We start from the raw sequence: 11,623 nt of genomic DNA, 5'->3' as shown, positions 1-11,623 counted from the left end.
GCTGGACCCCCTGCCCCGCCCCACCTTTGTGGAACGGCACATCGGCCCTGATGGGGCTGAACAGAGCCAGCTGCTGGCCGAGCTGGGCCTCACCAGCCTCGAAGAGCTGGCCCGCCAGGTGGTGCCGGCCGACATCCTCCTGAGCTCCGAGCAGGCCGCCGAAGGGCTGCCCGCCCCCTGCGACGAGGCCACCGCCCTGGCGGAGCTGGCCGAGATCGCCGCCGCCAATGGGGTGGTGCGCTCCCTGATCGGCCAGGGCTACCACGCCACCATCACGCCGGCGCTGATCCAGCGCCACGTGTTCGAGAACCCCGCCTGGTACACCGCCTACACCCCGTACCAGGCCGAAATCGCCCAGGGACGACTGGAGGCCCTGCTCAACTTCCAGACCCTGATCAGCGAGCTGACGGGCCTGCCGATCGCCAACGCTTCCCTGCTCGATGAGGCCACCGCCGCCGCTGAGGCGATGGCCCTGGCCCGGGCCGTCAGCAAACGCACCACGGCCAACACGTTCCTGGTGGATGCGCAGGTGCTGCCCCAGACCCTGGCCGTGCTGCGCACCCGGGCGGAACCGCTGGGCATCACGATCCGCCCGATCGATGCCGCCGGCCTGGCTGGCGACCTGGCGGCGGGCAGTGACCAAGGCCTGTGGGCGGAAGCCTTCGGGCTGTTGCTGCAGCTCCCCGGCCAGGACGGCCGCCTCTGGGACCCGGCGCCACTGCTGGCGGCGGCGGCCGTGGCGGGGGTGGTGAGTGCCGTGGCGATCGATCCCCTGGCCCAGGTGCTGCTCGCTCCCGTGGGCGAGCTGGGGGCCGACATCGCCATCGGCAGCGCCCAGCGTTTCGGCGTGCCGATGGGCTGTGGCGGGCCCCATGCGGCCTTCTTCGCCACCCGCGAGACCTACAAGCGCCAGATCCCCGGACGCCTGGTGGGCCGCTCCATCGATGCCGAGGGCCGGTCGGCCCTGCGGCTGGCCCTGCAGACCCGCGAGCAGCACATCCGCCGCGACAAGGCCACCAGCAACATCTGCACCGCCCAGGTGCTGCTGGCGGTGATCGCCGGCTTCTATGCCGTGCACCACGGTCCGGCCGGCCTCACCGCCATGGCCGAGCGGGTCACCCGGCTGCGGCTGGCCCTGGTGGCCGGGTTGCGGGCCCTGGACCTGGTCCCGGAGCCGGGCCCTGGTTTCGACACGGTGCTGCTGCACAGCCCCCGTTCTGAGCAGCTGCTGCAGGCCGCCCGGACGGGCGGCTTCAACCTGCGGCGCCTGGAGGGCGCCGTGGGCATCAGCCTCGACGAGGCCAGCAGTGCTGAGGAGCTGGCCGGGCTGCTGGCCTGCCTGGCGACGGTGACGGCCTCAGCTGGTGGGGCCTCCGGCCACGCGAGTGCGGCTGAGCTGGCCGCCGAGCGCGCCCGGCTGGCCTGCCAGGAGAGCCTGCACCAGCCCGACTGGCGCCAGACCTGGCAGGGCATCCCCCAACGGCAGGGGGCCTGGCTGCAGCAGCCCGTGTTTCAGGAGCACCGCAGCGAAACCGAGCTGCTGCGCTACATCCAGCAGCTGGCGAGCCGGGATCTCTCCCTGGTGCACGGCATGATCCCGCTGGGCAGCTGCACCATGAAGCTCAATGCCGCCGCCGAGCTGGCCCCGGTGAGCTGGCCCGCCTTCGCCCGCCTGCACCCCTACGCTCCCGCCGAGCAGCTGCAGGGCTACCGCCGCCTCGCCGCCGACCTGGAGCAGTGGCTGGCAGCCATCACCGGCTTCGCGGGCGTCTCGCTGCAGCCCAACGCCGGCTCCCAGGGCGAGTACGCCGGCCTGCTGGCGATCCGCGCCTGGCACCACAGCCGTGGCGAGCAGCACCGCGACATCTGCCTGATTCCCACCAGTGCCCACGGCACCAATCCCGCCAGCGCGGTGATGGCGGGCATGCAGGTGGTGGCGGTGGCCTGCGACGCCCAGGGCAACATCGACCTGGCCGATCTGGAGGCCAAGGCCAGCCGCCATGGCGAGCGCCTCGCCGCTCTGATGGTCACCTATCCCTCCACCCACGGCGTGTTCGAAACCGCCATTCGCCGCATCGGTGAGCTGGTGCATGCCCAGGGCGGTCAGGTGTACCTCGACGGCGCCAACCTCAATGCCCAGGTGGGCCTCTGCAAGCCGGGGCTCTACGGCGCTGACGTCTGCCACCTCAACCTGCACAAGACCTTCTGCATCCCCCATGGCGGCGGCGGCCCCGGGGTGGGTCCGATCGCGGTGGCAGCCCATCTGGTGCCCTTCCTGCCCGGCGACCCCTCCGAGCTGCAGCCGGCTGCAGCCGGGGCTGGGCCGGTGGCAGCGGCGCCCCTGGGCAGCGCCTCCATCCTGCCGATCAGCTGGATGTACATCCGCATGATGGGAGGCTCCGGCCTGCGGACCGCCAGCCAGGTGGCCCTGCTCAGCGCCAATGTGCTGGCCGAGCGCCTCGATCCCCATTTCCCCGTGCTCTACCGGGGAGCGGGGGGCCGGGTGGCCCATGAGTGCATCCTCGACCTGCGGCCCCTCAAGCGCAGTTGCGGCCTGGAGGTGGATGATCTGGCCAAACGGCTGATGGACTACGGCTTCCACGCCCCCACCGTGAGCTGGCCGGTGGCCGGCACCGTGATGGTGGAGCCCACCGAGAGCGAGGGGTTGGCCGAGCTGGATCGTTTCTGCGCCGCGATGGTGGCGATCCGGGGCGAGGCGGCCGCCATCGAGTCGGGCGCGGTGGACCGCGACAACAACCCGCTGCGGCGGGCCCCTCACACCCTGGCTGCCGTCACCGCCGACGTCTGGGACAGGCCCTACAGCCGCAGCCAGGCGGCGTTCCCGGCCGGAGAGCAGCAGCAGGCGAGCAAGTTCTGGCCCAGCGTGGCGCGGATTGACAATGCCTATGGCGATCGCAACCTGGCCTGCACCTGCCCGTCGGTTGAGGAACTGGCTCTGAAGGAGCCTTTGGCTACGGCGGCCTGAGCGGTGATCGGGCACACTGGCCTTCCGGAACGTTCAAGTCAACAGCTTTTCTTTAGACTTGGGCCATTGCCTTTTCAGCCCGATCTGTTGCAACTGCTGTTCAACGGGCTCGGTTCAGTCCCGGAGCAGGCCTCGGCCCTCCGCCATCCATCACTGGGGATCCATGAGCGGTAACGACAGCAACGATGGCCGAGGCCGCAGCGGCGGCCCAGTCAGCGCGGAAGCTGGCCCCCAGGGGGCCGGCAAGGCTCCTGGGCTTGGGCTGAAACAGGCCAGCGTCAAGGCGAGCACGGGCCCCTCCAGCGCCCGTCCGCTGATCAGTTCCGGCGGCCGCAGCGTGGGACCGGTGGAAGGCACCAACGTGGTGCGGGTGCCCTTCGGGGTGCGGCAGGCCCGGCGCAGGCGCCCGGAGCGCCCCGACCACTGGGCCACCCTGGTGCTGCCCTTCCATGCTGTCGGTGGCGACCCCACGCCGCCACCCCAGGCGGCCTGAGCCGCCACGGGCTTAGAGCGATCAGTAGTTTGAGCCGGTGCGCCGCTTGTGCACTGCCGTGGTGCCCTCGGGGTCGAGCACGCCACCCTCCTGGGCCTGGGCGTAGATCAGCCAGTGATCGCCGCACTCCATCCGCTGCTGCACCGTGGCCTCCAGCCAGGCCAGGGCCTCCGGAAGCACCGGCTGGCCGCCGGGGGTGTGCTCCAGCTCCAGCCCGGCGAAGCGATCGGCACCGGGGCTGAAGGGCTTCAGGAACCGCTTCATCGGCCCGGTTTCCCGCCCGGCTGCCAGCACGTTGAGGGCGAACTGGTCGCCGATGTGCAGCAGGCCCTCCACGGCTCTGTCCTTGGCCACTGCCACGGTGAAACCAGGTGGGCTGAAGCTGGCCTGACTCACCCAGCTGGCCACCATGGCCCCCCCGAGGTCGGGACTGTCCGCAGCACTCTTCTGGGCCGTGAGCACGCACAGGGAACCCACCACCCGGCCGAGGGCCTTGAGGGCTGGATCGCTGCGGCTCTCGTGCAGGCCGCCGCCGCTGCGGCGCTCCTGGCGCTTGCGGACGTTCTGCAGATCACGGCCGAGGGCGGTGCCGGTTTCCTCGATCGCCTTGAGGGCCAGGGCATCGGGGCTGAACTTCACCTTGATCGGCTCGAACGCGAACTGGAAGCCGCCATCGCGCAGCTTGCTCTCCAGCAGATCCAGCGCCTCGCCGCTCCAGCCGAAGCTGCCGAACACCCCCACGGGCTTGGCCCGGTCGCCCTCCGCCAGCACCGTGCCCAGGGCCGCCACGATCGGGGTGGGCGCATGGCCGCCCAGGGTGGGAGAGCCGATCAGCAGGGCATCGCAGGAGCGGATCGCCGCCTGCAGCTGATCCGGCTCGCTGAATTCACAGTTGATGCTCTCCACCCGCACGCCGGTGCGGGAAACGCCCCGGGCCAGGCCATCGGCGATGGTGGCGGTGTTGCCGTAGGCACTGGCGTAGAGCAGCGCCACCGAGAGCCTTGATCGGTTCTGGCCCTCCCCCCAGCGGCGGTAATCGGCCAGAAGGCTGCGCCAGCTCTCGGCGATGGCCGGGCCGTGGAATGGGGCAATCGTTCGGATCGGCAGTTCGTCGATCCGATCGAGAACGGTTTCCACCTGCCGGGCCATGGGGGCCATCAGGCAGTCGTAGAACCAGCGCCGGTCCTCTTCGGCGCTCGTGCGGTTGGCCTCGGCGAACCCCTCCTGACAGATGTGGGCGGAGAAGAACTTGCTGCTCATCAGCAGACCCGTGGACTCCTCAAACGCCATCAGGGCGCCGGGCCAGCGGGGGGTGGGAACGGGGATCAGGCGCAGCTGCAGCCCACCGGCCAGGGGGCGGCTGGCCTCCTGCTTCACCACATCGATCGGCGGCTGGGGCGGCAGCGGCGCCAGCTCCGGTGCGCCCGGGGCCGGCGGACGGCGTTGATCCCAGAGCTCACGCACCAGTTTGGCCCCGGCATTCGAGGCCACCAGGGCCAGGTTCGGCCAGCGGGCCGCCAGGGCCCTCAGCAGTTCCACCCGKTTGGGATTCACCACTCCCACCACCACCTTCAGCGCCTCATGGCTCGGAACCAGCTCCGCCAGAGCAGCGAAGAACGGTTCGGCGTAGGTCATGCCGGGGGGATGGATCAGCACCGGCGGCACCGTGTGGCCGGTGCTGGTGCTGCCCTGCTCAAACAGGAAGCTGTTGGCGGTGGTGCCCCGTTCGAGGCCGTATTCCACCTCAAAGCGCGAACGGCGTGGACTCAGGCCTCGCAGGCACACCAGCGTGGGCTCCAGACGGATCACCAGCACGCGGCGCTCGGCTGACGGGGCAGCCTGGGCGGGCGATCCGCCGATCGAGGTTGTCATCAGTAGTGGTTGCCCACCTTGCGGTGGTGTACGGCGGTGGCGGCCTCAGTGTCGGCCACGTTCCCCACTTCCACCTCGGCGTAGATGATCCAGTGGTCAGGCCCCTCCATCCGCTGGGCCACGCGGCATCCCAGGAAGGCCAGGGCATCCCCGAGCACGGGCCCGCCCGCGGCGGCGCCCTCCACGGTGGCCACACCGGCGAAGCGGTCGGCCCCGGGCGGGAAGCGCTTGAGGAAGTGGCGCAGCAGCAGCTGGTGGTTGTCCTCCCGCAGGATGTTGAGCACGAAGCGATCGCCCACCTGGAGCAGGGATTCGATCGCCCGGTCCTTGGCCACGGCCACGGTGAGGCCGGGTGGCTCAAAGCTGGCCTGACTCACCCAGCTGGCCACCATGGCGCTGCTGAGGCTGCCGCCATCCTCGGTGGTCTGCTGGGCCGTCACCACGTAGAGCCCGCCGCTCAGGCGGCCCAGGGCCTTGTCCAGGTCGCCGTCGAGGGCCTTCATGGCCGCGATCGTGCGCGCCTTGGTGAGCAGCTGGCCCAGATCGGTGCCGGCCTCCTCACAGCGCTGGTAGTCGTCCGCATGGGGCACCTGGCGGATGCGCAGAGGCTCGAAGGCGGGCTTCTGGCCGAGGCTGCGCAGCTTGGAGGCCACGGTGTCGATCGGCTCGTCGTTGCCGCCGAAGGCGTCGTAGCAGGCCACCCATTGCTTCGGTTTGATCGCGGCCAGCAGGGTGCCGATCGAGGCCTGCAGCTCGGCGTCGGGGCTGGCGGGCCAGGTGGGCACCACCACGGCGCTGGCCTCCCCCACCAGGGCGCTCAGCTCCTGGGCATCGGTGGCGCGCAGATCCACCAGCTGCACCTGGGCACCGGCCTTGCCGATGCCGCGGGCGATCGCCTGGCTGAGCCGGTCACAGAAGCCGTACTGGCTCACGTAGCAGACGGCGGCATAGGTCTCACCGGCGCTGCGGTCGCTGCTCCAGTCGCGGTAGTCGTTCAGCCACAGGCTGAGGTGGTGACGCAGCAGGGGCCCATGGCCCACGGCGACCGTGTGGATCTCCGGCAGAGCGTCCATGCGCTTGAGGGCCTGCAGCACGCTGCGGGCATTGGGCCCCATTAGGCAGTCGTAGTAGAAACGGAAGTCTGGGGCGATGGCGCCGGGGTCGCTGTCAAACAGCTCATCGGAGCAGTAGTGCAGCCCGAAGGCATCACAGGTGTAGAGGGTGCCGGTGCCGTGATCGAAGGAGAAGATCGTGTCGGGCCAGTGCAGATTCGGCGCACTCAGGAAGGAGAAGCGGTGCGCGCAGCCGCTCTCGGGGTTGGTGCCCAGGTCGAGCTCGTCGCCGNCWCNYGACGRCGCSGCYCYGGAAGGGCCGGTGCACCTGATCCTGGAGGAACTGGATCGCCACCTTGGAACCCACGATCTGGATGTCGGGGTTGCGATCGATCAGGTGGCCGATCAGGCCCGAGTGGTCGGGCTCGGTGTGGGACACGATCAGGTAGTCGATCGCGGCCGGATCGATCTGCTCTTCCAGCAGGGGCAGCCAGGTATCGGCGAACTTGAGGTGGCTGGTGTCCACCAGGGCCGTCTGGGCGCCGCGCACCAGAAAGGCGTTGTAGGTGGTGCCGTTGCGCAGCCCGAATTCGATGTCGAAACGGCTGCGGTCCCAGTCCAGGGAGCGGATCGCGGTGGTGTCGGCGGCGATGGCCTCGCACTGCAGGCTCAGGCGTGGCGCCCCGGCGGCTTGGGCAACGGCACCATCAGGCCTGGCCGCGGCGGATGGGGAGGTGACAGCTGCCATGGACACCCTCGGGAAGAAAGATGACTGTAGGTAACGCCAGCGGATGGCTGCCTCGATCGGCCGCACCGCCCGTTGTCGTCGCCGACACCTGCCGCTCAGAGCCAGTGCCAGGCGCTGAAGCGGGCGGCCTGGCCCCTGGGGCAGCCCCCGGCATCCCGCAGGGTCCACAGCCGGGCCCCCTCAATCCGGAAGCGGCGCCCCCGGCTGTCGATCCGTACCCCGCCATAGCCGCTGAGGGCCTCAGCCGCCCTGGCCTGGCGCAGAGCCTGCTGCCGGCCGCTGCGCTCCTGGGCTGCGGCGGTGAATTTCGAGGGCAGGCCCACCATCTCCCCCCAGCGCCGGCGCCACAGCACGAGGGCACTTCGGTTGGCGTAGATCAGCCGGGGGCCGGGGTCGGTGTCTGGATCGGCGCCGTCATGGGCGAGCACCGCAGCCGGAGAGGCGAACAGGGCCTGGGCCCGCTGAAGCTCGGAGGCGTCCGCGGCCAGGCCCGCCAGCAGGGGCCTGCCGAAGGCCTGCTGGTGGGACTGCAGGATCGAGCAGACCGTCTGCAGCGCGTCCGGCTGCAGCCAGCCGGCCAGGACGTTCTGCTTCGCCTGGGAGGAGATCATCGGTGGGCTGCGATCGGGCGTGGCTGGGGCGTGGCCGGTTCAGGAGCCAGTGCCTGCGGCTGATCCCGCCGCCTCCTTCTCCTTCTCCGTCTCTTTCTCCTCATTGCCGCTGTCCATGGCCCGGGCCATGGCCTCGTTGGAGCGCTCCCGGCTGTAGGTCAGCAGGTGCTCGAGAAACAGTCCGTTGGCCTCGGGAAAGCGGGGCGACTCCGCCAGGGGCAGTCGGCCGGCGGCATCGAGCCCGGTTTCCCCCTCCATCGCCGGCGTGATCACCACCAGATCGGGCGGCAGGGGGGCTTCGTAGCGCCACCAGCGGCTGGGATCGCGGATGGCCGGATGCACGGGCTGCGCTGTGGCGAGGCCCGCGGCAGGCCGGCTGCCCTTGCCGCGGGCCTGTCTGGCCAGCATTGTCTGGCGTCGCTTGGCCAGGTCGGCCAGCAGCTGGGCGCGGGACCGGCCCCGCAGCTGGAACAGCACGAAGGGGTCCTCACTGAAGCGCTCCCCCATCAGGTAGAACACTGCGCTCACGTGCTTGCAGGGGTTCGTCTTATCCGGACAGGTGCACTCGCTGCGCACCTCCTGCAGCTTGAAGGGGAAGAGGCGTTTGCCGGAGGCGGCGAAGGCCCGCTCGATGTCCTCCGGCATCACGCCGGCCAGCAGCTGGGCTGACCAGCGGGCGTTCTGGCTGAGGGCCTCCAGCACATAGCCCCAGTCGTCGTCGTTGAGCACGTCGAGCCAGAGCTTCACCTTGTAGGGATCGTCGCCGCTGCCCTGCACCCGGGCGTGCACCCGGCGCCCCTCGAAACGAATCGAGGTGACGTTGCCGGAGCGGGCATACTCCCAGGCCCGCTCCAGCCGTTTCTTGAAGCGGTAGGAGTTGATCAGCTCCATCCACTGGGCCACCCACCAGGCCTGCTGGCCGAGACCCTCGTTGCCGAGCTGGGTGGTGATCGGAGTGCTGGTCATGGCAACAGGATGACGGTGGGAATCGCTGGGATCAGGCTGGGGAGGATTATTCCTCCAGGGCCACCAGGTCACGCAGCTGGCCCACGTCCAGGCCCCCCAGCCACTCTTCGCCGGAGCCCACGATGTCCTCGGCGAGTCGGGCCTTTTCGGTGATCATCCTGTCGATCTTCTCCTCCACCGAGCCGCTGGTGATGAACTTGTGCACCATCACCCGGTTCTGCTGGCCGATGCGGTAGGCGCGGTCGGTGGCCTGGTTCTCGACGGCCGGATTCCACCAGCGGTCGATGTGGAACACGTGGCTGGCGCGGGTGAGGTTGAGGCCCACGCCACCGGCCTTCAGCGACAGCAGGAAAAGCTGCGGGCCGCGCGGATCGTCCTGGAAGCGATCCACCATGGCCTGGCGTTCCGCCTTGCTGGTGCTGCCGTAGAGGAAGGGCACCTCCTGTCGCCAGCTGCGCTCCAGGTGAGCCTTCAGCAGCAGGCCCCATTCGGAGAACTGGGTGAACAGCAGGGCCCGGTCTCCGGCCTCGATCACCTCCTCGAGGATTTCCTCCAGGCGTTGCAGCTTGGCGCTGCGGGCGGAGAACCCCTCGAAGAACTGGGGGTCGTCGCTGCTGGGCTGCTGGCGCAGGGCCAGGGCGGGATGGTTGCACACCTGCTTGAGCCGGGTGAGCAGGGCCAGCACCTGGCCGTGCTTCTGGCCCAGAGGTGCCCGGGCGATGGCGTCCATGCTCTCGTCCACGGTGCGGGTGTAGAGCTTCTTCTGCTCGGGGCTGAGCCCCACCCATTCGTGCAGCTCCACCTTGTCCGGCAGGTCGGAGATGATCGAGCGGTCGGTCTTCAGGCGCCGCAGGATGAAGGGCCCCACCCTGGCCTTGAGATCGCGCAGCGAGGCCATGTCGCCATAGCGCTCGATCGGCAGCCGGTAGCGCTGGTGGAAGAAGGCCTCATCGCCGAGCACCTTCGGATTGAGGAAGTCCATCAGGGCCCAGAGCTCGCTCACCCGGTTTTCCACCGGGGTGCCGGTGAGGGCGATCCGGAAGCGGCTGCTGCGGCCGGGCCGGCCCAGGTCGCGGGCCGCCATCGACTGCTTGGCGCCGGGGTTCTTGATCGCCTGGGCCTCGTCGATCACCATCCCTTGCCAGTCGATGCTCTCCAGCAGCTCGCTGTCGCGCTGCACCAGCCCATAACTGGTGAGCATCAGATCCACGCCCTTGAGGGCCTTCTTCAGGGCCGCCTCGCTGCTGGGCCGCCGCGGGCCGTAGTGCTCGCGCACCGCCAGATCGGGGGTGAACCCATGGGCCTCGCGCTTCCAGTTGGTGAGCACCGAGGTGGGGGCCACCAGCAGCACCGGCCGCTTCAGCTCCTCCTCGGCCTTGAGGTGCTGCAGGAAGGCGAGCAGCTGGATCGTCTTGCCCAGGCCCATGTCATCGGCGAGGCAGGCGCCCTGGTCGAAGCGGTGCAGGAAGGCCAGCCAGCCCAGGCCGCGCTCCTGGTAGGGCCGCAGCTGGCCCGCGAAGCCTGGTGGGGCCGGTAGTGGATCGGGGGCCTTCTGCTGGTGGTACTGCTCCAGCACCGCCTGCAGCCGCGGGCCGGCCGTGAAGGCATGGACCGGCAGGCGGTGGAAGGTGTCGCCGTCGGTGGCGGTGAGCCGCAGGGCGTCGTCGAGGCTGAGTTCGGGGTCGGCGGTGCAGAAGCGACCGGCGTTGCGCTGGTCGTTGGGACGCAGCTCGATCCAGACCCCCTTGTGCTGCACCAGGGGGCTGCGCTTGGCGGCGAGCCGCTCCAGATCGCGCAGGGTGAGGGTGACCCCGCCGATCATGAAGTCCCAGCTCCAGTCGAGCGTTTCGCCGAGGGTGAAGCCTCGGGAGGTCTTGGAGAGCTCGGCTGTGATGGACAGGCCCAGGCGGCTGGCCAGGCCGCCGGAGAGGCTGGCGGGCAGCACCACGCCCACCCCCACATCCCGCAGCTGGGCGGCACCGGTGCGCACCAGCACGAAGGCCTCGGCCGGGGTGAGCTGCATCGTGGTGGGGGTGGCCGAGTCCAGGCCCCGTTCGAGGGGCTGGAACACCGTGAGGGCGCGGCCGAGGCCCTCCAGCAGCAGCTCACCTGGCTGGGGCACGGCCACCTCGCCCAGCTGCAGGCCGCGGGTGCCCGCCGCCCAGGCCACAGCCGCCGGCACCCGCAGGCTGGGATCGGCCTCAGCCTGGAGACTGAAACTCAGCTCCCAGAGCTCATCCCCCTCGGCTGGGGTGAACAGCTCGAGGCAGGCACGGGCCGGGGCCACCTTGCCGGCCACGGCCTCGCGCCAGTGGTGGGTGGCGATCACGAGGCGCTCCTCGTCCTCCTCGTCGAGGTGAAGACGGCCATCGCCCTTGGCCAGGGCCTTCTGCCAGGCCTGCAGCAGTGGATCGAGGCCTTCAGGGGCTGGCCTGAAGGTCTCCCGCAGCTGGCCATCGAGCAGGGCCTCCACCAGGCTGGCCACCCGCAGCCGGCCACTGCCGGGCCTGCGGCAGGCCAGGCAGGGATCGCCCTCGGGCCCGGCCGCCAGGGCGCAGGTGGCCACCTGGGGAATCCCCATGGCCAGCTGCTCGAGGCGATGGCGGTCGCCCTCCTGGTTGAGCAGGGGCAGCCAGCGGCCGTTGCCCTCCTCGATCTGGGGCAGCCAGCGGCCGCGGGCGATCAGGCTCAGGGCCCAGCGCTGCAGATGGCTCCACCAGCGCAGTTCATCGGCCATCTCGGGGTGCTTGCCCGCCAGGGGCAGCTGGCTGAGCCAGTCGGCGGCGCTGGCCGGATGCAGGGCCCAGCCCTCCACCTGCCAGGGCCACCACTGCAGCTCGCGGGGGATCGGCTCGCCGGCCTGCAGGGGCAGCCCMKRYCWSYTMTRSMCACTGA

General features: G+C 70.3%; 5 protein-coding genes and 2 pseudogenes. 2 read left to right on the top strand and 5 right to left on the bottom strand.

From position 1 onward, the window contains the following. The first annotated feature begins 1 nt into the window (after position 1). A complete protein-coding gene (gcvP, locus tag IQ216_RS06470) occupies positions 2-2,986 on the top strand; it encodes an aminomethyl-transferring glycine dehydrogenase (RefSeq protein ID WP_370566640.1) in 2,985 nt (994 codons plus the stop codon). Positions 2,987-3,149: 163 nt separating this feature from the next. After that, positions 3,150-3,479, top strand: a complete 330-nt coding sequence (locus IQ216_RS14685; protein ID WP_193814824.1) for a hypothetical protein — start codon at positions 3,150-3,152, stop codon at positions 3,477-3,479. Positions 3,480-3,500: 21 nt separating this feature from the next. Here the strand turns inward: IQ216_RS14685 and IQ216_RS06460 are convergent, their stop codons facing one another. From IQ216_RS06460 to IQ216_RS06440, 5 genes and pseudogenes are all read right to left on the bottom strand, one after another. Continuing rightward, positions 3,501-5,351: a diflavin flavoprotein gene (locus IQ216_RS06460; protein WP_193814822.1), complete on the bottom strand. Its 1,851-nt coding sequence runs from the start codon at positions 5,349-5,351 to the stop codon at positions 3,501-3,503. Beyond that, a pseudogene (locus tag IQ216_RS06455) lies at positions 5,351-7,151 on the bottom strand (diflavin flavoprotein). The gene IQ216_RS06460 and the pseudogene IQ216_RS06455 overlap by 1 nt, the downstream one beginning before the upstream one ends. 95 nt (positions 7,152-7,246) lie before the next feature. Then, positions 7,247-7,762 carry an MEKHLA domain-containing protein gene (locus IQ216_RS06450; RefSeq protein WP_193814821.1) on the bottom strand — a complete coding sequence of 172 codons (516 nt, stop codon included), beginning with the start codon at positions 7,760-7,762 and terminating at the stop codon, positions 7,247-7,249. A gap of 39 nt (positions 7,763-7,801) precedes the next feature. After that, positions 7,802-8,728 (bottom strand): SWIM zinc finger family protein, encoded by a 927-nt coding sequence (locus tag IQ216_RS06445; RefSeq protein WP_193814820.1) that lies wholly within the window; start codon positions 8,726-8,728, stop codon positions 7,802-7,804. 46 nt (positions 8,729-8,774) lie between these two features. After that, positions 8,775-11,623, bottom strand: a pseudogene (locus IQ216_RS06440) (DEAD/DEAH box helicase); the annotation flags it as partial.

The sequence above is a fragment of the Cyanobium sp. LEGE 06143 genome (assembly GCF_015207535.1).
In the GTDB taxonomy this organism is placed as follows: domain Bacteria; phylum Cyanobacteriota; class Cyanobacteriia; order PCC-6307; family Cyanobiaceae; genus NIES-981.
This window is presented reverse-complemented; position numbering and strand designations above follow the sequence as displayed.

What these genes read in the sequence shown, in the direction of transcription:
- IQ216_RS14685 (WP_193814824.1), top strand. Translation starts at nt 3,150, where the DNA reads ATGAGCGGTAACGACAGCAACGATGGCCGAGGCCGCAGCGGCGGCCCA.
- IQ216_RS06450 (WP_193814821.1), bottom strand. Translation starts at nt 7,762, where the DNA reads ATGATCTCCTCCCAGGCGAAGCAGAACGTCCTGGCCGGCTGGCTGCAG.
- IQ216_RS06445 (WP_193814820.1), bottom strand. Translation starts at nt 8,728, where the DNA reads ATGACCAGCACTCCGATCACCACCCAGCTCGGCAACGAGGGTCTCGGC.